The 24,204-nt window shown below is 69.2% G+C and carries 21 protein-coding genes and 3 tRNA genes; 1 reads left to right on the top strand and 23 read right to left on the bottom strand.

The genetic code is table 11. From position 1 onward, the window contains the following. Positions 1-69: 69 nt before the first annotated feature. From tuf to B4E97_RS00560, 17 genes are all read right to left on the bottom strand, one after another. Positions 70-1,263: an elongation factor Tu gene (gene tuf, locus B4E97_RS00480; RefSeq protein WP_029211823.1), complete on the bottom strand. Its 1,194-nt coding sequence runs from the start codon at positions 1,261-1,263 to the stop codon at positions 70-72. A 135-nt stretch (positions 1,264-1,398) separates the two neighbouring features. After that, on the bottom strand, positions 1,399-3,501 hold the full coding sequence (gene fusA, locus B4E97_RS00485; protein ID WP_029211822.1) for an elongation factor G: 2,103 nt from the start codon (positions 3,499-3,501) through the stop codon (positions 1,399-1,401). A 114-nt stretch (positions 3,502-3,615) separates the two neighbouring features. Next, the gene (gene rpsG / locus B4E97_RS00490) at positions 3,616-4,086 is read right to left on the bottom strand and encodes a 30S ribosomal protein S7 (RefSeq protein WP_019286361.1); all 471 of its coding nucleotides are present in this window, start codon (positions 4,084-4,086) and stop codon (positions 3,616-3,618) included. Beyond that, positions 4,086-4,460 (bottom strand): 30S ribosomal protein S12, encoded by a 375-nt coding sequence (gene rpsL / locus B4E97_RS00495; protein WP_019286362.1) that lies wholly within the window; start codon positions 4,458-4,460, stop codon positions 4,086-4,088. The genes rpsG and rpsL overlap by 1 nt, the downstream gene beginning before the upstream one ends. Before the next feature lie 598 nt (positions 4,461-5,058). Beyond that, the gene (locus B4E97_RS00500) at positions 5,059-5,307 is read right to left on the bottom strand and encodes a hypothetical protein (protein ID WP_029211821.1); all 249 of its coding nucleotides are present in this window, start codon (positions 5,305-5,307) and stop codon (positions 5,059-5,061) included. Continuing rightward, positions 5,271-5,531, bottom strand: a complete 261-nt coding sequence (locus B4E97_RS00505) for a hypothetical protein (RefSeq protein WP_286958249.1) — start codon at positions 5,529-5,531, stop codon at positions 5,271-5,273. Before B4E97_RS00505 ends, B4E97_RS00500 begins: the two co-directional genes overlap by 37 nt. Before the next feature lie 91 nt (positions 5,532-5,622). After that, positions 5,623-9,507, bottom strand: coding sequence for a DNA-directed RNA polymerase subunit beta' (locus B4E97_RS00510; RefSeq protein ID WP_286958250.1), 3,885 nt, complete (start codon positions 9,505-9,507; stop codon positions 5,623-5,625). A 174-nt stretch (positions 9,508-9,681) separates the two neighbouring features. Beyond that, on the bottom strand, positions 9,682-13,167 hold the full coding sequence (gene rpoB / locus B4E97_RS00515; RefSeq protein WP_286958251.1) for a DNA-directed RNA polymerase subunit beta: 3,486 nt from the start codon (positions 13,165-13,167) through the stop codon (positions 9,682-9,684). A gap of 443 nt (positions 13,168-13,610) precedes the next feature. Then, the gene (rplL, locus tag B4E97_RS00520) at positions 13,611-14,003 is read right to left on the bottom strand and encodes a 50S ribosomal protein L7/L12 (protein ID WP_019286365.1); all 393 of its coding nucleotides are present in this window, start codon (positions 14,001-14,003) and stop codon (positions 13,611-13,613) included. Positions 14,004-14,066: 63 nt separating this feature from the next. After that, complete coding sequence (rplJ, locus tag B4E97_RS00525; protein WP_019286366.1) at positions 14,067-14,675, bottom strand: 50S ribosomal protein L10; 609 nt, start codon at positions 14,673-14,675, stop codon at positions 14,067-14,069. A gap of 240 nt (positions 14,676-14,915) precedes the next feature. Next, the gene (locus tag B4E97_RS00530) at positions 14,916-15,905 is read right to left on the bottom strand and encodes a hypothetical protein (RefSeq protein WP_286958253.1); all 990 of its coding nucleotides are present in this window, start codon (positions 15,903-15,905) and stop codon (positions 14,916-14,918) included. Positions 15,906-16,013: 108 nt separating this feature from the next. Further along, positions 16,014-16,733 (bottom strand): 50S ribosomal protein L1, encoded by a 720-nt coding sequence (rplA, locus tag B4E97_RS00535; RefSeq protein WP_286958254.1) that lies wholly within the window; start codon positions 16,731-16,733, stop codon positions 16,014-16,016. Positions 16,734-16,849: 116 nt separating this feature from the next. Continuing rightward, entirely contained in the window at positions 16,850-17,290 is a 441-nt protein-coding gene (rplK, locus tag B4E97_RS00540) for a 50S ribosomal protein L11 (RefSeq protein ID WP_029211252.1), read from the bottom strand. A gap of 93 nt (positions 17,291-17,383) precedes the next feature. Next, entirely contained in the window at positions 17,384-18,280 is an 897-nt protein-coding gene (gene nusG, locus B4E97_RS00545) for a transcription termination/antitermination protein NusG (protein WP_286958256.1), read from the bottom strand. 78 nt (positions 18,281-18,358) lie between these two features. Beyond that, complete coding sequence (gene secE / locus B4E97_RS00550; RefSeq protein ID WP_286958257.1) at positions 18,359-18,607, bottom strand: preprotein translocase subunit SecE; 249 nt, start codon at positions 18,605-18,607, stop codon at positions 18,359-18,361. A gap of 34 nt (positions 18,608-18,641) precedes the next feature. After that, positions 18,642-18,714, bottom strand: a tRNA-Trp gene (locus B4E97_RS00555). Between the two features lie 147 nt (positions 18,715-18,861). Continuing rightward, on the bottom strand, positions 18,862-20,067 hold the full coding sequence (locus tag B4E97_RS00560) for a CapA family protein (RefSeq protein ID WP_286958259.1): 1,206 nt from the start codon (positions 20,065-20,067) through the stop codon (positions 18,862-18,864). A 175-nt stretch (positions 20,068-20,242) separates the two neighbouring features. Here B4E97_RS00560 and B4E97_RS00565 point away from each other — a divergent pair, with 175 nt between their 5' ends. Further along, on the top strand, positions 20,243-21,274 hold the full coding sequence (locus B4E97_RS00565) for an adenosine deaminase (RefSeq protein WP_286958260.1): 1,032 nt from the start codon (positions 20,243-20,245) through the stop codon (positions 21,272-21,274). A gap of 122 nt (positions 21,275-21,396) precedes the next feature. On the opposite strand, the gene B4E97_RS00570 is transcribed toward B4E97_RS00565, so the two are convergent. From B4E97_RS00570 to B4E97_RS00595, 6 genes are all read right to left on the bottom strand, one after another. Beyond that, the gene (locus B4E97_RS00570) at positions 21,397-22,485 is read right to left on the bottom strand and encodes a UDP-N-acetylmuramate dehydrogenase (protein WP_239264131.1); all 1,089 of its coding nucleotides are present in this window, start codon (positions 22,483-22,485) and stop codon (positions 21,397-21,399) included. A gap of 115 nt (positions 22,486-22,600) precedes the next feature. Continuing rightward, positions 22,601-23,032, bottom strand: a complete 432-nt coding sequence (locus B4E97_RS00575; protein WP_286958261.1) for a MaoC family dehydratase — start codon at positions 23,030-23,032, stop codon at positions 22,601-22,603. A 1-nt stretch (position 23,033) separates the two neighbouring features. Then, entirely contained in the window at positions 23,034-23,480 is a 447-nt protein-coding gene (locus B4E97_RS00580; RefSeq protein ID WP_286958262.1) for an FAS1-like dehydratase domain-containing protein, read from the bottom strand. Positions 23,481-23,643: 163 nt separating this feature from the next. Beyond that, the gene (rpmG, locus tag B4E97_RS00585) at positions 23,644-23,814 is read right to left on the bottom strand and encodes a 50S ribosomal protein L33 (protein ID WP_029211260.1); all 171 of its coding nucleotides are present in this window, start codon (positions 23,812-23,814) and stop codon (positions 23,644-23,646) included. 58 nt (positions 23,815-23,872) lie between these two features. Next, positions 23,873-23,949, bottom strand: a tRNA-Met gene (locus tag B4E97_RS00590). Between the two features lie 38 nt (positions 23,950-23,987). Then, positions 23,988-24,060, bottom strand: a tRNA-Thr gene (locus tag B4E97_RS00595). Positions 24,061-24,204 lie beyond the last annotated feature (144 nt).

Raw genomic sequence — 24,204 nt, forward strand, 5'->3', positions numbered from 1 at the left:
TATGACGAAGGCGGGGCCCGGACATGATGTCCGGACCCCGCCTCGAGATCGCTCCCGCGGGAGCTCAGATCACTTCAGGATCTTGGTGACCTGACCCGCACCGACGGTGCGGCCACCCTCACGGATGTTGAACTTCAGGCCCTCCTCCATGGCGATGGGCTGGATGAGGTCGACCTTCATCTCAGTGTTGTCGCCGGGCATGATCATCTCGGTGCCCTCGGGGAGGTGGACGACGCCCGTCACGTCAGTGGTACGGAAGTAGAACTGGGGACGGTAGTTGTCGTAGAACGGCGTGTGACGGCCGCCCTCGTCCTTGGACAGGATGTAGACGCTGGCCTCGAACTCGGTGTGCGGGGTGATCGAGCCGGGCTTACAGACGACCTGCCCGCGCTCGACGTCCTCGCGCTTGGTGCCGCGGAGCAGCAGACCGACGTTCTCGCCCGCACGACCCTCGTCGAGGAGCTTGCGGAACATCTCGATGCCGGTGACCGTGGTCTTCTGCGTGCGCTCCTGGATGCCGACGATCTCGACCTCCTCGTTGACCTTGAGGATGCCGCGCTCGATACGACCGGTGACGACGGTGCCACGACCGGTGATCGTGAAGACGTCCTCGATCGGCATCATGAACGGCTTGTCGGTGTCGCGAGCCGGCTCCGGGATGTACTCGTCCACGGTGTTCATGAGCTCGAGCACGGACTTGCCCCACTCGGGGTCGCCCTCAAGCGCCTTGAGCGCGGAGATGCGCACGACCGGCAGGTCATCGCCCGGGAACTCGTACTCGGACAGGAGCTCACGGACCTCCATCTCGACGAGCTCGAGGATCTCCTCGTCGTCGACCATGTCGGTCTTGTTGAGCGCCACGACGATGTAGGGGACGCCGACCTGGCGGGCCAGGAGGACGTGCTCCTTCGTCTGCGGCATGGGGCCGTCGGTGGCGGCGACGACCAGGATCGCACCGTCCATCTGAGCAGCACCGGTGATCATGTTCTTGACGTAGTCGGCGTGACCCGGGCAGTCGACGTGCGCGTAGTGACGACCCTCGGTCTGGTACTCGATGTGAGCGATCGAGATCGTGATGCCGCGCTGACGCTCCTCGGGAGCCTTGTCGATGTCCTCGAACGCGAACTGGGGGTTCAGGTCCGGGTACGCGTCGTGCAGAACCTTCGAGATCGCAGCCGTCAGCGTCGTCTTACCGTGGTCGATGTGACCAATGGTGCCGATGTTGACGTGCGGCTTGGTCCGCTCGAACTTAGCCTTCGCCACTGGGGGTCCTCCTCAGGACTTCTTTGGTGTTACGCCGTACGACCAAGCAGGACGTGGCGTCGTCTGTCAGGGATGGTGCTTGTTTGAGACGCAATCCGGAAGTCTAGCGGGCAAGCCGCCAGACCTCCGAATCGGTTACTCGCCTCGGGTCTTCTTGATGATCTCCTCCGCGACGTTCTTGGGAACCTCGGCGTAGGAGTCGAACTGCATCGTGTAGTTGGCGCGGCCCTGGGTCTTGGAACGCAGGTCGCCAACGTAACCGAACATCTCGGACAGCGGGACGAGCGCGCGAACGATCTTGGCGCCGCTGATGTCCTCCATGGCCTGGATCTGGCCACGGCGGGAGTTGAGGTCGCCGATCACGTCGCCCATGTAGTCCTCGGGCGTACGCACCTCGACGGCCATCATGGGCTCGAGCAGGGCCGGGTCGGCCTTGCGGGAAGCCTCCTTGAACGCCATCGAGCCGGCGATCTTGAACGCCATCTCCGAGGAGTCGACGTCGTGGTAGGCGCCGTCGAGCAGGGTGGCCTTGACGCCCACCATCGGGTAGCCGGCGAGGACGCCCTGGTTCATGGCCTCCTCGATGCCAGCGCCGACCGACGGGATGTACTCGCGCGGGACGCGGCCACCGGTGACCTTGTTCTCGAACTCGTACATCTTGCCCTCGGACGTGTCCATGGGCGCGAAGGTCAGCTGGACCTTGGCGTACTGGCCCGAACCACCCGTCTGCTTCTTGTGGGTGTAGTCGTACTTCTCGACGGCGCGGCGGATGGTCTCGCGGTAGGCGACCTGCGGCTTGCCGACGTTGGCCTCGACCTTGAACTCGCGACGCATGCGGTCGACGAGGATGTCGAGGTGGAGCTCGCCCATGCCCTTGATGATGGTCTGGCCGGTCTCCTCGTCGAGCTCGACGCGGAAGGTCGGGTCCTCCTCGGCGAGCTTCTGGATGGCCGTGGAGAGCTTCTCCTGGTCACCCTTGGTCTTGGGCTCGATGGCCACGTTGATGACCGGCTCGGGGAAGGTCATGGACTCCAGCAGGACCGGCTGGTCCTGGGCTGCCAGGGTGTCGCCCGTCGTCGTGTCCTTCAGACCGATCATCGCGTAGATGTGGCCCGCGGTCGCGTGGTCGACGGGGTTCTCCTTGTTGGCGTGCATCTGGAAGAGCTTGCCGACGCGCTCCTTCTTGCCCTTGGTCGCGTTGAGCATCATGTCGCCCTGCTTGACCTCGCCGGAGTAGACGCGGACGTAGGTGAGGCGGCCGAAGAACGGGTGCGACACGACCTTGAAGGCCAGCGCCGAGAAGGGCTCCGACGCGTCGGAGTGACGCTCGATGATCTTCTCCTCGTCCTTGGGGTCGTGGGCCTGGATGGCCGGCACGTCCAGCGGCGAGGGGAGGTAGTCGACGATCGCGTCGAGCAGGGGCTGCACGCCCTTGTTCTTGAACGCGGTGCCGCACAGGACGGGGTTGACCTCGCCCGCGAGGGTGATCTTGCGGACGGCCGCCTTGATCTCCTCGGGCGTCAGCTCCTCGCCACCGAGATACTTCTCCAGCAGCTCCTCGTCGGACTCGGCGACGCGCTCGACGAGCTTGCTGCGCCACTCCTCGGCCTTGTCGGCGAGCTCGGCCGGGATCTCCTCGATCTCGTAGTCCTGACCGATCTTGACGTCGCCGTGCCACACGAGCGCGCGGTTGTAGACGAGGTCGATGACACCGACGAAGTCGCTCTCGGAGCCGATCGGGATCTGCAGGACCAGGGGCTCCGCGCCGAGGCGGTCCACGATGGTCTGCACGGTGTAGTAGAAGTCCGCGCCGAGCTTGTCCATCTTGTTGACGAAGCACATGCGTGGGACCTGGTACTTGTCGGCCTGGCGCCACACGGTCTCGGACTGCGGCTCGACACCCTCCTTGCCGTCGAACACCGCGACCGCACCGTCGAGGACGCGCAGCGAGCGCTCCACCTCGACCGTGAAGTCGACGTGCCCGGGGGTGTCGATGATGTTGATCTGGTGGCCCTCCCAGAAGCACGTCGTCGCGGCGGACGTGATGGTGATGCCGCGCTCCTGCTCCTGCTCCATCCAGTCCATCGTCGCCGAGCCGTCGTGCGTCTCACCGATCTTGTAGTTGATGCCGGTGTAGAACAGGATCCGCTCGGTCGCCGTCGTCTTGCCGGCATCGATGTGGGCCATGATGCCGATGTTGCGGACCTTCTTCAGGTCCGTCAGGACGTCGAGTGCCACGTCTGTTTTCTCATCTCTTCGAGTCGGTGATGAAGCAGGCCGGGTGGCTCCGCGATCGGGAGGCCCGGTGGTGCCGGCGACCCAGGTGGTGCCCGGGTCGCCGGCGTGCAGGTCTTACCAGCGGTAGTGCGCGAAGGCCTTGTTGGACTCGGCCATCTTGTGGGTGTCCTCGCGACGCTTGACAGCGGCGCCGAGGCCGTTGCTGGCGTCGAGGATCTCGTTCATCAGACGCTCGGTCATGGTCTTCTCGCGACGCTGGCGCGAGTAGCCCACGAGCCAGCGCAGGGCCAGCGTGGTGGAACGGCCGGGCTTGACCTCGACCGGGACCTGGTAGGTCGCGCCACCGACACGGCGGCTCTTGACCTCGAGGGCCGGCTTGACGTTGTCCAGGGCGCGCTTGAGGATCAGCACGGGGTCCGAGCCGGTCTTGTCGCGGCAGCCCTCGAGGGCGCCGTAGACGATGTTCTCGGCGATGGACTTCTTGCCGTCCAGCAGGATCTTGTTGACCAGCTGGGTCACGAGCGGCGAGCCGTAGACCGGGTCGACGACGAGGGGGCGCTTCGGAGCGGGGCCCTTACGAGGCATTACTTCTTCTCCTTCTTGGCGCCGTAGCGGCTGCGAGCCTGCTTGCGGTTCTTGACACCCTGGGTGTCGAGCGAGCCGCGGATGATCTTGTAGCGGACGCCGGGAAGGTCCTTCACACGGCCACCACGCACGAGCACGATCGAGTGCTCCTGCAGGTTGTGACCGACACCCGGGATGTAGGCCGTGACCTCGATGCCCGAGGTCAACTTCACGCGAGCGACCTTGCGCAGCGCGGAGTTCGGCTTCTTGGGGGTGGTGGTGTACACGCGGGTGCAGACGCCGCGGCGCTGCGGGCTGCCCTTGAGGGCAGGGGTCTTGCTCTTGTCGACCTTGTCCTGCCGCCCCTTGCGGACGAGCTGGTTGATGGTTGGCACGTAGTCTCCGTACGTATCTGATGGTCAGCCCCACCGGTCTCCCGGCCGGACTCCTTGTCATGCCGCTCGCCGTGACCCGAGGTCGGGCGTGTCGAGCGGTGCCCCTCCCCGCACTCCCCCGACCAGAGGTCGTGGGCGCCAGGCAGAGGGTGTGTGGTCATCCCCCGAGCCGCCCCGGGGGCCATCAGCCCCCATGGCCCGCTCGGTGGAGAGGGCACGCAGTGTCCGTGTCAAGCACGACACAGTGGACAAGATTACCGCGATATCACGGAGCGCTCCAAATCACCGACCGGCGCTCCCCGCCCGACCCCCGCTCACGCCTCGCTCGCCCCCGAGATCGTGAGTGTTTCGCCCAGGATCCTTGGACGAAACACTCACGATCGCTGGGGGCACGACGAGGTGGGGGCACGACGAGGTGGGGCACGACGAGGGTGGCGACGAGGTGGAGGGGTCATCAGCAGCCGGCGAGCGAGTGCCGTATGGCGGAGCGCCCATGGCGGACGTGGTGCAGGTGAGCGGCGCCGGGCCCGCAGGACGACGGCCGCCAGGACGGCCACCAGCAGGACCAGACCCCCGAGGAGGAGCAGCTCGGGCAGGCTCACGGCCATCGGTGACGAGCCGCTGCTGCTCGTGCACTGCTCTCGCCGTCCACGAACATGCACTGCTGGCTCGCCGTCGTCTGGAAGACCGCGAAGCCGCTCGCCGCGATGACGGCCATGCCTGCGAGCATGAGCACCCCGGCCTCGACCACCCACGCCCCCAGGGTGGACGCGCCCGCGCGGAGGCGATAGGACCGAGCCGCCCACCAGGTCAGACCCGCCACCGCCAGCGACAGCAGGATCGGCACGACGAGCCTCCGGCCCCCGCGTAGGCTGCTCCGCCGGCTGCGACGACGAACGGGGCCAGGACGAGGACGAAGGCGTACGGCGCGAACATGACGGCCAGCAGGAGGATCACCACCGTGAGCCAGCCCGGGATGCCGTCGCCGGGGCGTGTGGCGTTTCCGTCGAGGCGGGCGGGCCCCTCGGCAGACTGCGCGGCGTAGACCCCGGGCGGCCCGAAGGCATCCACCGGCCCCTCCCCCGTGTCGGTGACGTGGGGACGCAGCGGCGCGGGCCGGCTCCCAGAGGGAACCGGCCCGCGCCGTGGACGTCAGCGACGATCAGTGGGTGTCGAAGCCCAGCGTGATGTCGTCGAGACGGATCGCCTCGCCCGACCCCGGCCCGAAGGCCGTGTAGTCGAACTGGTCGTAGCCCGGCATGGAGTACATCGCTGCCTTGGCCTCCTCGGTGGGGTTGACCTTGACGTTGCGGTACCGCGGCAGGCCCGTCCCGGCGGGGATGAGCTTGCCGAGGATGACGTTCTCCTTGAGGCCCAGCAGCGGGTCGCTCTTGGCGTGCATCGCGGCCTCGGTGAGGACGCGCGTCGTCTCCTGGAAGGACGCCGCCGAGAGCCAGGACTCCGTGGCCAGCGAGGCCTTGGTGATGCCCATGAGCTCGGGACGACCGGAGGCGGGCTTGCCGCCCTCGGACACGACGCGACGGTTCTCGGACTCGAACCGGCCACGCTCGGCGAGCTCGCCCGGCAGCAGGTCGGCGTCGCCGGCCTCGATGATCGTCACGCGGCGCAGCATCTGCCGCACGATGACCTCGATGTGCTTGTCGTGGATCGACACACCCTGCTGGCGGTAGACCGCCTGGACCTGGTCCACGAGGTGCATCTGCACCGCGCGGGGCCCGAGGATGCGCAGCACCTGCTTGGGGTCGATGGCGCCCTGGACGAGCTGGGTGCCGACGGCCACGTGGTCGCCGTCGCCGACGAGCAGGCGCGAGCGCTTGCTGACCGGGTAGGCGTGCTCGTCGGTGCCGTCGTCGGGCACGAGCACCACGCGACGGGCCTTGTCGGTGTCCTCGATCTGCACGCGGCCGGTGGCCTCGGCGATCGGGGCGACACCGCGCGGGGTGCGAGCCTCGAAGAGCTCGACCACACGGGGCAGACCCTGGGTGATGTCGTCACCGGCCACACCACCGGTGTGGAAGGTACGCATGGTCAGCTGCGTGCCGGGCTCACCGATCGACTGGGCCGCGATGATGCCGACGGCCTCGCCGATGTCGACGAGCTTGCCCGTGGCCAGCGAGCGGCCGTAGCACTTGGCGCAGGTGCCGACGCGGGACTCGCAGGTGAGGACCGAGCGGACCCGGACCTCCTCCACGCCGGCCGCGACGAGCGCGTCGATGACCACGTCGCCGAGGTCGATGCCGGCCTCGGCCAGCGTCTCGCCCTCGTGGACGACGTCCTCGGCCAGGGTGCGGGCGTAGACGCTGGACTCGACGTCCTCGTGCTCGCGCAGCGAGCCGTCGGCGCCGCGGACGGCGATCGGCATCATCAGGCCGCGGTCGGTGCCGCAGTCGTCCTCACGGATGATGACGTCCTGCGACACGTCGACCAGACGACGGGTGAGGTAGCCCGAGTCGGCGGTACGCAGAGCGGTGTCGGCCAGACCCTTGCGGGCACCGTGGGTGGAGATGAAGAACTCCAGCACGGACAGACCCTCGCGGAAGTTCGACTTGATCGGTCGCGGGATGATCTCGCCCTTGGGGTTGGCCATCAGGCCACGCATGCCGGCGATCTGACGGAGCTGGAACCAGTTACCACGAGCACCCGAGTTGACCATGCGGAAGATCGGGTTGTCCCGCGGGAAGTTGGCCTCCATCTCCTTGGAGACCTCGTTGGTCGCCTGCTGCCAGATCTCGATGAGCTCCTGACGGCGCTCGTCGTCGGTCGTCAGACCGCGCTCGAACTGGACCTGGACCTTGGCGGCCTTGGCCTCGTAGCCCTCGAGGATCGCCTCCTTGTTGGAGGGGGTGACCACGTCGGAGATGGCGACCGTCGTGCCCGAGCGCGTGGCCCAGTGGAAGCCGGTCTCCTTGAGCGCGTCCAGCGAGTTGGCGACGAGCACCTTGGGGTAACGCTCCGCGAGGTCGTTGACGATCGCGGACAGGCGCTTCTTGTCGACCGGCTCGTTGACGAAGGGGTAGTCCACGGGCAGCGTCAGGTTGAAGATCGCGCGACCCAGCGTCGTGTCGAGGACGAAGTCCCCACGACCCTCGGCGCCGAGCTCCACGCCCTCCGGCAGCTCCTGGCCCATCGGCGGGACGGTGTCCTGCAGCCGGACCTTGATGGGCGAGCCCAGCTCGATCTCGCCGGCGTCGAAGGCCATGCGGGCCTCGTCCGCCGTGCGGAAGGCACGGCCGGCACCCTTGCCGTTCTCGACCTCGGAGGTGAGGTGGAACAGCCCGATGATCATGTCCTGGGTGGGCATGGTCACGGGACGGCCGTCGGCCGGCTTCAGGATGTTGTTGGAGGACAGCATCAGGATGCGGGCCTCGGCTTGGGCCTCGGCCGACAGCGGCACGTGCACGGCCATCTGGTCACCGTCGAAGTCGGCGTTGAACGCGCCGCAGACGAGCGGGTGCAGCTGGATGGCCTTGCCCTCGACGAGCTGCGGCTCGAAGGCCTGGATGCCGAGGCGGTGCAGCGTGGGCGCACGGTTGAGCAGCACGGGGTGCTCGGTGATGACCTCTTCGAGGACGTCCCACACGACCGGGCGGGGGCGCTCGACCATGCGCTTGGCCGACTTGATGTTCTGCGCGTGGTCGAGGTCGACCAGACGCTTCATCACGAACGGCTTGAACAGCTCGAGCGCCATCTGCTTGGGCAGACCGCACTGGTGCAGCTTGAGCTGCGGGCCGACGACGATGACCGAACGGCCGGAGTAGTCGACGCGCTTGCCGAGGAGGTTCTGACGGAAGCGGCCCTGCTTGCCCTTGAGCATGTCGGACAGCGACTTCAGCGGACGGTTGCCAGGACCCGTGACCGGGCGACCACGGCGACCGTTGTCGAACAGCGCGTCCACGGCCTCCTGGAGCATGCGCTTCTCGTTGTTGACGATGATCTCGGGCGCACCGAGGTCGAGGAGGCGCTTCAGGCGGTTGTTGCGGTTGATAACGCGGCGGTAGAGGTCGTTAAGGTCCGACGTCGCGAAGCGGCCACCGTCGAGCTGCACCATCGGGCGCAGGTCCGGCGGGATGACCGGGACGCAGTCCAGCACCATGCCCGTGGGGCTGTTGCTGGTCGTCTGGAAGGCCGTGACGACCTTGAGGCGCTTGAGGGCGCGGGTCTTCTTCTGCCCCTTGCCGGTGGCGATGATCTCGCGCAGCAACTCGGACTCGGCGTCCAGGTCGAAGGTCTCCAGGCGCTTCTGGATCGCCGCGGCGCCCATGCCACCCTCGAAGTACAGACCGAAGCGGTCACGCATCTCGCGGTAGAGCATCTCGTCGCCCTCGAGGTCCTGGACCTTGAGGTTCTTGAAGCGGTCCCAGACCTGCTCGAGGCGCTCGATCTGCACGTCCGCACGCTTGCGGATGGCGTTCATCTCGCGCTCGGCGGAGTCCTTAAGCTTGCGCTTGACGTCGGACTTGGCACCCTCGGCCTCCAGGGCCGCGAGGTCGGTCTCGAGCTTCTTGGCGCGGGTCTCCACGTCGGCGTCACGACGGTTGACGTGCTCCTTCTTCTCGACCTCGATCTGCGCCTCGAGCGACGGCAGGTCGCGGTGACGCGACTCCTCGTCGACGGAGGTGATCATGTAGGCCGCGAAGTAGATGACCTTCTCGAGGTCCTTCGGAGCCAGGTCGAGCAGGTAGCCCAGGCGGCTCGGCACGCCCTTGAAGTACCAGATGTGGGTGACCGGGGCGGCGAGCTCGATGTGGCCCATCCGCTCGCGGCGCACCTTGGCGCGGGTCACCTCGACGCCGCAGCGCTCGCAGATGATGCCCTTGAAGCGCACGCGCTTGTACTTGCCGCAGTAGCACTCCCAGTCACGGGTGGGGCCGAAGATCTTCTCGCAGAAGAGCCCGTCCTTCTCCGGCTTCAGGGTGCGGTAGTTGATGGTCTCGGGCTTCTTGACCTCGCCGTGGGACCACTGGCGGATGGAGTCCGCCGTGGCGAGGCCGATACGCAGCTCGTCAAAGAAGTTGACGTCGAGCACGTGTGTCCTTCTCTCGTCTTGCGACTGATTCAAAGTCTGTGGGTCTGAACGGTGTTCGTGGCCGACCCCGGGTCGGGGCGGCGATCGATGTCGTGCGGGTCTCGGCCGTATGGCGGGCGCGGCTGCTCGGCCGTGCGGCTGGGCAGCCGCGCCTCGTCATACGTCACGAAACCGTCAGACCTCCTCGACGCTGCTCGGCTCGCGCCGGCTCAGGTCGATGCCGAGCTCCTCCGCCGCGCGGAAGACCTCCTCGTCGGCGTCGCGCATCTCGATGGTGTTGCCGTCGCTGGACAGGACCTCGACGTTGAGACACAGGGACTGCATCTCCTTGAGGAGGACCTTGAACGACTCCGGGATGCCCGAGTCGGGGATGTTCTCGCCCTTGACGATCGCCTCGTAGACCTTGACGCGGCCGGGGACGTCGTCGGACTTGATGGTGAGCAGCTCCTGCAGCGTGTAGGCGGCGCCGTAGGCCTCCAGGGCCCACACCTCCATCTCGCCGAAGCGCTGGCCACCGAACTGGGCCTTACCACCGAGCGGCTGCTGGGTGATCATCGAGTACGGGCCGGTCGAGCGGGCGTGGATCTTGTCGTCGACCAGGTGGTGGAGCTTGAGGATGTACATGTAGCCCACCGAGACCGGCTCGGGGAACGGCTCGCCGGAGCGGCCGTCGAACATGCGGGACTTGCCGGACTCGCCGACCAGGCGCTGCCCGTCGCGGGTCACGTTGGTCGACTCGAGCAGACCCTTGATCTCCTCCTCCTTGGCGCCGTCGAACACCGGCGTGGCCACGCGGGACCCGGCGGGGGCCTCGTGGGCGTCGGCCGGGATGCGGACGGCCCACTCGGCGCCCTCGGGGACGTTCCAGCCGCGGCTGGCCGCCCACCCGAGGTGGATCTCCAGGATCTGACCGACGTTCATGCGGCCCGGCACACCCAGGGGGTTTAGCACGACGTCGACCGGCGTGCCGTCCTCCAGGAAGGGCATGTCCTCGATCGGCAGGATCTTGGAGATGACGCCCTTGTTGCCGTGACGACCGGCGAGCTTGTCGCCGTCGGTGATCTTGCGCTTGTTGGCGACGTAGACGCGCACCAGCTGGTTGACGCCCGGGGGAAGCTCGTCGCCCTCCTCGCGGTCGAAGACCTTGACGCCGATGACCGTGCCGGTCTCGCCGTGCGGGACCTTCAGCGACGTGTCGCGGACCTCGCGGGCCTTCTCGCCGAAGATCGCGCGCAGCAGCCGCTCCTCCGGGGTCAGCTCGGTCTCACCCTTGGGCGTGACCTTGCCGACCAGCAGGTCGCCGTCGCGGACCTCGGCACCGATGCGGATGATCCCGCGCTCGTCCAGGTCCGCCAGGACCTCCTCGGAGACGTTGGGGATGTCCCGCGTGATCTCCTCGGCGCCCAGCTTGGTGTCGCGGGCGTCGACCTCGTGCTCCTCGATGTGGATCGAGGACAGGGTGTCGTCCTGCACCAGGCGCTGGGAGAGGATGATCGCGTCCTCATAGTTGTGGCCCTCCCACGGCATGAACGCCACGAGGAGGTTCTTGCCCAGGGCCATCTCGCCGCCGTCGGTCGCGGGACCGTCGGCGATCACCGAGCCGACCTCGAGCCGGTCGCCGGCGCTGACGATGACGCGCTGGTTGTAGCAGTTGCCCTGGTTGGACCGGGAGAACTTCATGATCCGGTAGGTCTGGTAGGACCCGTCGTCGTTGGCGACGCTGACCAGGTCGGCCGAGACCTCCTGGACCACGCCGGGCTTGGTCGCCAGGACCACGTCGCCGGAGTCGAGCGCCGTGCGGTGCTCCATGCCGGTCCCGACCAGTGGGGACTCCGAGCGCACCAGCGGCACGGCCTGACGCATCATGTTGGAGCCCATGAGCGCGCGGTTGGCGTCGTCGTGCTCCAGGAACGGGATCAGCGCCGTGGCGGCCGACACCATCTGGCGCGGGGACACGTCCATGTAGTCGACGTCCGCGGCCGGCACGAAGTCGACCTCGCCGCCCTTGGTGCGGACCAGGACGCGCTCCTCGGAGAAGCGACCGTCCGCCTCCATCGGGGCGTTGGCCTGCGCGATGACGAGCTCGTCCTCCTCGTCGGCCGACAGGTAGTGCACCTCGTCGGACACGACGCCCTCGTTGACCTTGCGGTAGGGGGACTCCACGAAGCCGAACGGGTTGATCCGCCCGTAGGACGCCAGCGAGCCGATCAGACCGATGTTGGGACCCTCAGGGGTCTCGATCGGGCACATGCGGCCGTAGTGCGACGGGTGGACGTCACGAACCTCCATGCCGGCACGGTCACGGGACAGACCACCCGGGCCCAGCGCGGACAGACGACGCTTGTGCGTCAGGCCGGACAGGGGGTTGTTCTGGTCCATGAACTGCGACAGCTGCGAGGTGCCGAAGAACTCCTTGATCGAGGCCACCACGGGGCGGATGTTGATCAGGGTCTGCGGGGTGATCGCTTCGACGTCCTGCGTGGTCATGCGCTCGCGGACGACGCGCTCCATGCGGGACAGGCCGGTGCGGACCTGGTTCTGGATGAGCTCGCCGACGTTGCGCAGACGGCGGTTGCCGAAGTGGTCGATGTCGTCGACCTCGACGCGCACGTCCACGCCCTCGCCGCCACGCGAGCCCGGCAGGGTCGCGTCACCGTTGTGCAGGGCCACGAGGTACTTGATCGTCGCGACGACGTCATCGATGCGCAGGACGGACTCGTCCAGACCCGCCTCGATGCCGAGCTTCTTGTCGATCTTGTAGCGACCGACCTTGGCCAGGTCGTAGCGCTTGGGGTTGAAGTAAAGGTTGTCCAAGAGAGCCTGGGCGGCCTCCTTGGTCGGCGGCTCGCCCGGGCGCAGCTTGCGGTAGATGTCCAGCAGCGCGTCGTCCTGGCCGGCCGTGTGGTCCTTCTCCAGGGTCTGGCGCATCGACTCGTACTCGCCGAACTCCTCGAGGATCTGCGCCTCGGTCCAGCCCAGCGCCTTGAGCAGCACCGTGACCGACTGCTTGCGCTTGCGGTCGACGCGCACGCCCACCATGTCGCGCTTGTCGATCTCGAACTCCAGCCACGCGCCACGGCTCGGGATCACCTTGGCGGAGTAGATGTCCTTGTCGGAGGTCTTGTCCGGGGTCCGCTCGAAGTAGACGCCCGGGGAACGCACCAGCTGGGACACCACGACACGCTCGGTGCCGTTGATGATGAACGTGCCGCGCTCGGTCATGAGCGGGAAGTCACCCATGAACACCGTCTGGGACTTGATCTCACCGGTGTTGGTGTTCATGAACTCCGCCGTCACGAACAACGGGGCGGAGTAGGTCATGTCCCGCTCCTTGCACTCCTCGATCGAGTGCTTCTCCTCCTCGAACCGGTGGTTGCGGAACGAGAGGGACATGGAGCCGGAGAAGTCCTCGATCGGAGAGATCTCCTCGAAGATCTCCTCCAGACCGGAACGGTTGGGGACGTCGTTGCGACCGGCGTCCTTCGCGGCGGCCACACGGGCCTGCCAGCGCTCGTTGCCGAGCAGCCAGTCGAAGCTCTCCGTCTGGAGCGCCAGGAGGTCCGGGACCTCCAGCGGCTCCTTGATCTTTGCGAAGGACAGACGACCGGAAGCCGTCTGAGCAGTGGACACAGTCTGGGTCGCGGGTCGCGAGGCAGCCAAGGATGGTCCTTCCACGGGCCTGGAGCTATGGAGTCGAAGCGAGCACGTGCCGCACGTCCACCAGGACGCGGGGCTATGAGGCAGCGCAAAGCGACAGCATAGTACAAGACGCCACCCTGCGTCCAGCCCGACTCCCCCGGGCCCAGGACCACGGACCTCACCGCCGGGGACACGGGCCTCACCGCCGGGGAGGCGGATGCCCCATCACTATGGGCGTGGCCTGGGACGGCGTCAAGGGCAACGCCCCGCGACGCGCCGATCGTTACCCCGATCGCCGCAGGCTGGCACACCCCGTGGGGATGGCGGACCGCCCGCGTGCGTGGCCGCCGTGAGCAGCGGCAGCACCGCCACCGCGCGCGCATCACGACGAGGCGGGTCGCATCCCGGGGGATGCGACCCGCCTCGTGAGGTGGATCAGTGGCCGGACGTCATCCGGCCCGAGATCACTTGAGCTCGACGGAAGCGCCGGCGCCCTCGAGGGCAGCCTTGGCCTTCTCCGCGGTCTCCTTGTTGACACCCTCGACGACCGGCTTCGGGGCGCCGTCGACCAGGTCCTTGGCCTCCTTGAGACCGAGGGACGTGAGCGCGCGCACCTCCTTGATGACCTGGATCTTCTTGTCACCGGCGGCGGTGAGGATGACGTCGAACTCGTCCTTCTCCTCCGCAGCGGCGGCGTCGCCGGCACCGCCGGCGGGGGCGCCGGCGGCCGCGACGGCAACCGGGGCGGCAGCGGTGACACCGAAGGTGTCCTCGAACTGCTTGACGAACTCGGAGAGCTCGATCAGGGTCATCTCCTTGAAGGCCTCAAGGAGCTCGTCGTTGCTGAGCTTAGCCATGGTGGCTTCCTTCCTGTCTGTGCCGTGAGTGGCGCGTGCTGGGTACGAGCGGATCCGAACGGATCAGCTCTCGTCGCCACCCGCGGCGACGTCGTCGGTAGCCTCGGCCGTGGCCTCGGCGGTGTCGTCGGCAGCCGGAGCAGCCTCGACGGGGCCCTCCGCCTCGACCTTTGCGCGCAGGGCGTCGACCACGCGGGCCGTCTGCGACAGAGGAGCGGCGAAGAGGTAAACAGCCTTGCTGAGCGAGGCGTTCATGGCGCCCGCCAGCTTGGAGAGGAGCACCTCGCGGGACTCGAGGTCCGCGAGCTTGGTGATGTCCTCGGGGCTCAACGGCTTGCCGTCGAGCACACCGGCCTTGATCACAAGGGCCGGGTTGGCCTTGGCGAAGTCACGCAGGCCCTTGGCCGTCTCCACCGCGTCACCGGTGATGAAGACGATGGCGCTCGGACCACTCAGGTGCCCGTCGAAGGCCGTGATACCGGCCTCCTCGGCGGCACGCTGGGTCAGCGTGTTCTTGACCACGGCGTAGGTTGCGTGCTCACGGATCGAGCCGCGCAGCTCCGAGAGCTGCTTCACGGTCAGACCGCGGTACTCCGTCAGCACGGCCGCACCCGAGTTGCGGAACTTGTCCGCGATCTCGGCGATGGCAGCGTGCTTCTCAGCGGTTGCCATGTGGCCTCCTTCCGTAGCGTGAAGCCGGTGGCCACATGAAAAAGAGCCCCGGCGCAGGCGCACGGAGCTCGAGGTCTCGCCAGGGGCGAGCACGATCGTCGTAGCCTGCGCTGGACGCCCCGTCACGGGACCTTCGTGCCGCTATCGGACCCGAGCAGGACTCGGGGTGATCACGGCAGACCGGCGGTCATTGGTCTCGCTAAGCGTACGGGGCGCCCGGCCCACCACCAAATCGGCTGGTCAGCGCGCTGTGCTGGTGCTGGCGCTGGCGGTGGGCGTGGATGTGGCTGCCGCGCGCTGGGAACCCGGCGCCGGAGCCACGTCGTCGGCCGCCGGCGCCTCGATCGACACCGGCTCGCCCCAGCGGGAGTACTCCGTGCGGTCCACGAGGTCGGACTTCTTGGTGGGGATGGTCGCCGTCACCGACGTGGGCGCACCGGACGCGTCGAGCACCACCACGAGCTTGACCGGCTTGGTGACGGCGCCGCGCAGGGCAGCGGGCGCCGACACGGCGTCGAGGTACTGGGTGGCCGGCACCGTGAACGCCACCTGCGCCCCGTCCCCGCGCGGGGTCCGGTCCCCCAGCAGGCCGCCCAGCATGGCCGTGAAGCGAGCAGGGTCGAGGGTCTCGGCCACGTGCGCCTGGGGGCCGAGCTTCTGGCTGATGGCGTCGGTGCCGCTCGGGTCGAGGAGCAGCCAGCGGCGGACGTCCTGCTTGGGCCTGGCGCCGGGCGTCGCCGCGGGCACGGGGACCTGGACGGTGCCCGCCCCCTTGACCCAGGTGCGGTCGCCGAGGTGGACGAGGGTGACGGCGCGTCCGGACGCGTCGACCTCGACCCGCATGGCCTTGGTCCGGGTGTCGACCTGGGCCTTGGCGGCGCCCGCCGGGGTGGTCATCGCCATGCGGACCGAACCCTTGGCGGCGACGAGGTCCTTGATCGTCTGCGCGAACTGGTCGCCGGGCACGCCCTCGCCGGACGGCACCGGCTGGGCGTTCGGATCCGGCGTGCTTCCCGCCAGGGAGGCCCCGTCGGTGGGCAGGGTCGCCGTGGCGGTCGTCGTCGGCGCCGAGGTCGCCGCCCCCAGCGTGGAGGTCGTCGTGTGCGAACCCGCGACGCACCCCGACAGCAGCAGCGCCGCGCCGAGAGCGAGGACACCGCCGGCGCGCCGCGAGACCCGCACGGGGCCTGCGGGGGGCGTCGGCCGGAGGTCGGGACGGGCAGCGCGCATGATCACCGATCCTAGAGGCCGGGCGGACGGCATACGGGAAGGCTCACCCGGGAAGCGCGATGCCCGGGCCGACGAGGTCGGTCCGGGCATCGCGGCTGGAGGTCAGGCTCAGGCCTGGACCTCCTCCTCGGAGGTGAGGTTGCGGGTGCGGTTGGCGTCCAAGGGGATGCCGGGGCCCGTCGTCGTCGCCATGGTCGCCTTGGTGATGTAGCGACCCTTGGAGGCGGACGGCTTGAGGCGCAGGATCTCCTCGAGCGCCGCCGCGTAGTTCTCCACCAGGTTCTTCTCGTCGAAGGAGACCTTGCCGATGATGAAGTGGAGGTTGGCGTGCTTGTCGACGCGGAACTCGATCTTGCCGCCCTTGATGTCGTTGACGGCCTTGGTCACGTCCATCGTCACGGTGCCGGTCTTGGGGTTGGGCATGAGGCCACGGGGGCCCAGCACCTTGCCCAGACGACCGACCTTGCCCATGAGGTCCGGGGTCGCGACGACGGCGTCGAAGTCGAGCCAGCCGCCCTGGACCTTCTCGAGCAGGTCGTCGGAACCGACGAAGTCGGCGCCGGCGGCGCGGGCGGCCTCGGCCTTGTCGCCGTTGGCGAAGACCAGGACGCGAGCGGTCTTGCCCGTGCCGTGCGGCAGGTTGACGGTGCCGCGCACCATCTGGTCCGCCTTGCGCGGGTCGACGCCGAGGCGGAAGGCCACCTCGACGGTCGCGTCGTACTTGTTGGACGCCGTCTCCTTGGCGAGACGGACGGCCTCCAGCGGGGCGTAGAGCTTGGCGTCGTCGATCTTGTCGGCGGCGGCGCGGTAGGCCTTGCTGCGCTTCATGTGCTTCTCCTTCGAGGATGTCGGGTGGCCCGGAGGCTCACCCTGCGGGAGTCGTGGTCGATCGGACCAGCGCTGGTCCTGCCACAGCGGACCCGGTGGGCCCGCAGGTCACGAGCTCAGGACTCGTAGCCGGGGGTGTTGATGCCCATCGAGCGGGCGGTGCCGGCGATGATGCGGGCGGCCATCTCGATGTCGTTGGCGTTGAGGTCGTCCATCTTCTGCTGGGCGATCTCGCGGACCTGGTCGGCGGACAGCGTCGCGACCTTGGTCTTGTTGGGGACGCCGGAGCCCTTGGGGACGCCCGCGGCCTTCTTAATCAGCTCGGCGGCCGGCGGGGTCTTGGTGATGAAGGTGAACGAGCGGTCCTCGTAGACCGTGATCTCGACCGGGATGACGTTGCCACGCTGGGCCTCCGTCGCGGCGTTGTAGGCCTTGACGAACTCCATGATGTTGACACCGTGCTGACCCAGGGCGGGACCGACGGGCGGGGCCGGCGTCGCGGCACCGGCCTGGATCTGCAGCTTGATGAAGCCGGAGACCTTCTTCTTGGGAGGCATGTGGAACTTCCTTGCTGTGTGATGGGCCGACGCCGTGGGCGATGACCCGGTTGCAGGACCGCCGCGGGGTGCCGCGGGGCCGGAGGGCTGCGATCAGATCTTGGCGACCTGGTTGAAGCCCAGCTCGACCGGGGTCTCCCGGCCGAAGATCGACACCAGAACCTTGAGCTTCTGGGTCTCGACGTTGATCTCGGAGACCGTGGCGTCGAGGGTCTCGAAGGGGCCCTCCATGACGGTGACCGACTCGCCGACCTCGAACTCCACGTCCACCGTGGGGCGCGGGGAGGCCGCCTGGCCGGAGCCGGTCTGACCGGCGGTGCCGGACGCGGCGGGGGCCGCGGGCTCCTCGAACTTGGGGGCCAGCATCGTGACGACCTCGTCGAGGCTCAGCGGCACCGGCTGGTGGGTGTGGCCCACGAAGCCCGTCACGCCCGGGGTGTGCCGCACGGCGCCCCAGCTCTCGTCGGTGAGGTCCATGCGCACCAGGACGTACCCGGGCATCCGCACGCGGCGGACGACCTTGCGCTGGCCGTTCTTGATCTCGGTGACCTCCTCCATGGGGACCTCCACCTGGAAGATGTAGGGCTCCATGTTGAGGCTGGTCACGCGGGTCTCGAGGTTGGTCTTGACGCGGTTCTCGTAGCCCGCGTAGGAGTGCACGACGTACCAGTCGCCCTCGAGCATGCGCAGGTCGCGCTTGAACTCCTCGAGGGGGTTGACCGCGGGGGCGTCCGGCACGGAGGGCTGCTCCTCCGTGTCGACCGGCTCGACAGCCTCGGCGTCGTCGGCCTCGGTGTCGGCGTCCACGGGGGTCTCGAGCGGCGCGTCCACGTCGGTGGCCTCGGCGGGCGTCTCGACGTCGAGGGCCTCGGTCTCGGTGGGTGCGTCGACCTCGACCTCGTCCGTCAGGACCTCGGTCGTCTCGACAGGAGCGTCGACGTCGGCCTCGTCGCGGGTGGCGAACGGGTCGTTCGAGGGCTGGTCGGACACGGTGCGGGCCTACTTCCTTGCTGGTGATCGGGCGGGTGCCGCCACGGGGCGATGCTGACCGGAGGGCCGGTCGGGCCGTCAGCTGCCGGCGAACGCCCAGAAGACGAGCTTGCCGATCCCGTAGTCGAGGGCCGCGACGAACAGCATGACCGCGATCACGAAGACCATGACGACCGTGGTGTAGGTGATCAGCTCCTCGCGGGTGGGACGGACGACCTTGCGGAGCTCGTCCAGCACCTGGGCGACGAACAACGCGATGCGTCCGAAGAAGCCACGACGGGTCGCGGTGTCGCGCCCAGCACCACCACGGGTGTTGACCTCGCTCACGGCCCCTCGTTTCGTCAGATGATCACGTGATCCGCAGGGCAGGAGGGACTCGAACCCCCAACCGCCGGTTTTGGAGACCGGTGCTCTACCAATTGAGCTACTACCCTTCAGGACGGTTCGAGCCGGCCGGCGCAGCACAGCGACGATCGACGCGGGATCCATCCAAGAGACGAGCATACGTCAGAGGGACGGCCCGAGGCGAACCGACGCGTGAGCCCAGCGACCGGCCGTGACGCCGGGCGGACGGCATACGGTCAGGAGCAGCCCTCGCCGCGCGCCCGCCAGGTCTGGAGGGCGCGCTCCCGCTCGGCTCCCTCGAGCAGGACGGGCAGGCCCTGGGTCACCCGGGCCGGGTCGAAGGTCATGGTGGGTGCGCCCGCGTCGCCCGGGACGGTCACCGTCAGGACGCCGGACGCGCGGGTCTCGGCGCTGCTCCCGCTGCCGAAGACGAAGTTGCCGATGCCGTAGGCCACCGCCGTGTCCCCCACGGTCGTCGTCGTCTGCAGCACGTGCGCGTGCGCCCCCACCACGACGGTCGCGCCCGCCTCGGCGAGCGCGGAGTCCGTGAGGACCTGACGAGGCGTCGGGCAGCGCTGCTTCTCGATCCCGGAGTGCAGGTAGACGACGATGACGTCGGTCGGACCGGCGGCGCGGGCCCGGCGCACGCCGTCGAGGAGCTTGTCGAAGCCCTCCTCGTCCCTGACCTTGGCCAGACCGGGCTTGCCGGGACCGGCCTTCCAGTCCAGGTGCGCGTCGAGGACGTCCGTCGCCCCGAACACCACCACCCTGCGCCCCTGGACCTGCGTCGACCAGGGCGCCCAGGCCTCGGTGTCGTCCTTGCCCAGACCCACCATCGGCACCGGCGAGGATGCCTTGGCGGCGAGCATCTGCGTCATGCCGCGGTCGCCGAAGTCCATCGTGTGGTTGTTGGCCGCCGTGACCACGTCGACCCCCTCCTTGTGCAGCGCACCCAGGATCGAGGGGCCCGTGACGAAGGTGAACGGCTTGGGCTGAGGTCGCAGCCCCGTGCGGTCGGCCGCCACGACCGTCTCGAGGTTGACCATCGCGAGGTCGGCGCGGGCGAGCAGCTTCCCCGTCGCGCCGAGGCCCTCGTCGACGATGCGCCCGGCGGACCCGTGGGCCTGGGTGTCGCCCCCGAACGCGAGGGTGATGGGCTGGGCCCCCGGCACGCCCTGGCGCCTGGAACCGGTCGTCGGCGAGGCAGTGCGGGGCGGCGCGACGGTCGAGCCGGCTCCGCCCGCGGCCGAGGTGGGGATGGCGGACGACCGGGCCGCCGGGGAGGCTGCCTCGCGTGCGAGCGTGGCCGGCGTGGGGTCGGGAGGGCCGAAGGCGTCCACGACCGAGAGGCCCCCGGCGGTGACGGCGGTCGCGACCACGGCCAGCAGCCCGACCGTGGTGCTGCGGCGGGCACGGCTGAGCAAGGGGTCTGGGCTGGGCATCGGTGACCTCGGTGAGCTCGACGACGGGCGGCGACAGGGCGTGCTGCGCGGCTGGGTGTGGCGGACGCTCCGGGTGGAGCGACCCCACCGTAGGCACAGCCCCCTGCGTCGGCGGCCGCGGCGCGCGGGCGGCCACCGTGGCCGAGCGTTCGCCACCGTCTGTGAGGATGACGACATGCCCCGCCCCCTCGACCAGCTCCCCAAGGCGCACCTGCACCTGCACTTCACCGGGTCGATGCGGCTGTCCACGCTCGCCGAGCTCGCGGCCACCGAGGGCCTGCGGCTCCCCCACGCCCTCGTCGACGAGTGGCCGCCGCGGCTCACCTCGGTCGAGTCGCGCGGGTGGTTCCGGTTCCAGCGGTTGTACGACGCCGCCCGGGCCTGCGTCCGGTCGCCGGAGGCCATGCGCCGGATCGTGCGGGAGGCGGCGCTCGACGACGCCAGCGAGGGGTCGCGGTGGCTCGAGATCCAGGTGGACCCGACGTCCTACGCGCCCTTCTGCGGGGGGCTGACCCCAGCCCTCGAGCAGGTCCTGGAGTCGGCGACCGCCGCGGCGGCGGAGTCCGGCATCGGGGTGGGCGTGGTGGTGGCCGCCAGCCGGATCCGCCACCCCATGGATGCCCGGACGCTGGCCCGTCTCGCGGCGCGGTACGCCGGCGAGGGCACGGGTGCGGTGGTGGGCTTCGGGCTGTCGAACGACGAGCACCGAGGCGCGGTCGAGGACTTCGCGCCGGCGTTCGGGATCGCCCGCGGTGCGGGTCTGGCCCTCGTGCCCCACGGCGGCGAGCTCGTGGGGCCGGAGGCCGTCATACGGACCCTCGACGCGCTCCTGCCCGACCGGATCGGCCACGGGGTGCGCGCCGCCGAGGACCCCCGGGTGTTGGAGCGGCTGGCCCGCGAGGGGGTCGCGCTGGAGGTGTGCCCCGGGAGCAACGTCGCCCTCGGGGTGTATGACGCCGCGCCCGCCGTGCCGCTGCGGACCCTGCTGGGCGCGGGGATCCAGGTGGCGCTGGGCGCGGACGACCCGCTGCTGTTCGGGACGCGGCTGGTGGACCAGTATCGCGCGGCGAGAGAGGTGCACGGGCTCGACGACGAGGCGCTGGCGGGGCTGGCGCGCATGTCGCTGCGGGCGTCGACAGCACCGCGCGACGTCGTGGCGCGGGCCGAGGAGGACATCGACGTGTGGCTGGCCCAGCCCGACGGCTGACTCGGTGCTGGTCGGTGCTGGTCGGTGCTGGTCGGTGCGGCGCTGCGTCTGGACGGGGCCTCGCGCGCGGATCTACCTGAGGTAGTCACATCCGCCTGGCGTGCGAAGGCGGGCAGATGTGACTACCTGAGGTAGGTCGGGAGGGAGAGGTTGACGAGGACCGGCTCGTTGACCAGCGTCACGCCGAATGCCTCGTGGACGCCGTCGCGGACCGTGCCGGCCAGGGCCAGGACGTCCTCGGCCGTGGCCCCGCCCCGGTTGGTGACGGCGAGGGTGTGCTTGGTGGACAGCGAGGCCTCGCCCGGCAGCCCGAAGCCCTTGGTGAAGCCCGCCTTGTCGATGAGCCAGGCGGCGCTGGTCTTGACCATGCCCTCCCCCGCGTCGAAGCGCGGCGGCTCCGGGCCGTCCGCCCCGAGGTGGGCGCGAGCCCGCTCCTGCAGGTCCGCGAACTCGCGCGCGAGCAGGATCGGGTTGGTGAAGAAGGAGCCGCAGGACCACGTGTCGTGGTCGTCCGCGTCGAGCACCATCCCCCGCCGGCGCCGCTGCACCAGCACGGCCTCGCGGGCGTCCTGCAGCGGCACGCGCGTGCCCAGCGGCACGTCCAGACCGGCCGCGAGGGCGGCATACGCCACCGGGCGGGAGAGGTCGGCGACCTCGAGCTGGAAGGCGACGTCGAGGACGACATAGCGGTCGGCGCCCTTGAACACGCTGTGGCGGTAGGTGAAGGCGCAGTCGTCGGGGAAGAACGTGCGGACGCGCTGCTCACGCCGGTCGTAGACGCGGACCTGCGCGATGGTCTGGGCGACCTCCTGGCCGTAGGCGCCGACGTTCTGCACCGGGGTGGCGCCGGTGAGGCCCGGGATCCCGGACATGGCCTCGATGCCCGCCCAGCCCTCGGTCACGGCCCGCTCGACCAGGCCGTCCCAGGACTCCCCCGCCGCCACCCGGACGAACGCGCCGCCGCAGTAGTCCTGCGACTGCACGTCGACGCCCTGCGTGGCGACCCGGACGACCGTGCCCTCGAAGCCCTCGTCGCTGATCACGAGGTTGGACCCGCCCGACACGAGCAGCAGCGGCTCGTCGGCGTCGTCGACCTCGCGCACCGCGTCGACGAGCTCGTCGGTCGTCTCCACGGTCACCAGCCGGGCGGCGGGGCCGCCGACGCGCATCGTGGTGAGCGGTGCGAGGGGCGCGTCGTGCTCGACCTGCATGGATGTCCTTCGGGGGATCGGAGGTATGACGGGTCCACCGGCGCTGAGGCCTGGTGACCCTGAGGCCTGGTAACGCTGAGGCCCAGTGACGCTGAGGCCAGGTGGCGCGGCGCCGTCAGAGGCGGACGACCGCGAGCGCGCGCCCGAGGACCTTCTTGCCCTCGCACGTGGCGCTGATCTCGACCGTAGCCCGTCCGTCCTCGACCTTCTTGACGACACCACCGAGGACGACCTCAGCTCCGGTGTCGTGAGGGACGACGACGGGGGCCACGAACTTGGTGGAGTACTCCACGACGCGGCCCGCGTCACCGCACCAGTCGACGACGACCTGGACGGCCGAGCCCATCGTGAGCATCCCGTGGGCGATGACGTCGGGCAGCCCCACGCCCGTGGCGAAGCGCTCGTCCCAGTGGATCGGGTTGCGGTCCAGGCTCGCGCCGGCATAGGCCACGAGCATCGCGCGGGTGATGGGCAGGGTCCGCTCGGGCAGGGTCTGGCCCACCTCGACCGCACCGAGATCGGTGCTGCTGGTGCTGCTGGCGGTCATGTCAGTCCTCTCCCCGGATGACGAGGGTGCTCGTCGCCGTGCAGCGGGCCTCGCCGCCGACGGTCGCGAGCTCGCTGCGGGTGGTCACCATCGCGTGGCCGCCGACGAGGCGGACGGTGTCGACGGTCATCGTCGCCACGACCTCGTCCCCGGCGGTCAGGGGGTGGTGGTGCACGAACTTCTGCTCGCCGTGGACCACGCGGCTGAAGTCGACACCCGCCTCCGGGTCCTCCATCAGCTGACGGTCGGCGTGCTGGGCGATCAGCACGGCGAAGGTCGGCGGGGCGACGACGTCGGCGTAGCCGCGGGCGCGGGCGACCTCGACGTCGGTGTGGACCTCGTCGACGGCTCCGACGGCCTCGGCGAACTCCGCGATCTTGGCCCGGCCCACCTGGTAGGGCGCCGTCGGCGGGTAGGTCCGCCCGGCGAACTGCTCGTTGACTGGCATGGGCGTCACCCTAACGGCGTCGTGCGGTTACCCGCCGGCTCGAGGGCGGCCCGTCGGGAGCTGACCGGTCGACGAGGGGGGCGGTGCGGCATACGAGCCGGTATGACGCACGAGCGCCGCCCCTCCGGGTGGAGAGACGGCGCTCGGGATGCGGAGGACGCGCTCAGCGGGTCTCGCGGTGCGCGGTGTGCTTCTTGCAGCGAGGGCAGTACTTCGCCAGCTCGAGCCGGTCGGGGTGGTTCCGACGGTTCTTCTTGGTGATGTAGTTGCGCTCCTTGCAGTCAGTGCACGCCATGGTGATCTTGGGGCGAACGTCTGCGGACTTGCTAGCCACGGGGCAACCTGCTCTCGGAGTGGGTGCCGGAGGATCCGGCCTTGCGAAACGATGAACTTGGTAGCGGGAGCGGGGCTCGATCCCGCGACCTCACGATTATGAGTCGTGCGCTCTAACCAGCTGAGCTACCCCGCCTTGGGACAAGCCCCACCGCGGTGGACGGGGCTTGCGAGAGCCCCCTGTCGGAATCGAACCGACGACCTTTTCCTTACCATGGAAACGCTCTGCCGACTGAGCTAAGGGGGCCCGAGTGCCTAGGCGCTCGGAAGTGCACTCGTTGGGAGTGCGTCGACCAAAATACACGGGTTGGGCCGAAGGATGAAATCGGGGCGACGCCCCCACCGCCTGCTCCGGCGCCAGCCCCCGCCGCCGCAGCACGTCGGCGCCCAG

It is taken from the genome of Arsenicicoccus sp. UBA7492 (assembly GCF_002479615.1).
GTDB lineage: Bacteria > Actinomycetota > Actinomycetes > Actinomycetales > Dermatophilaceae > Arsenicicoccus > Arsenicicoccus bolidensis.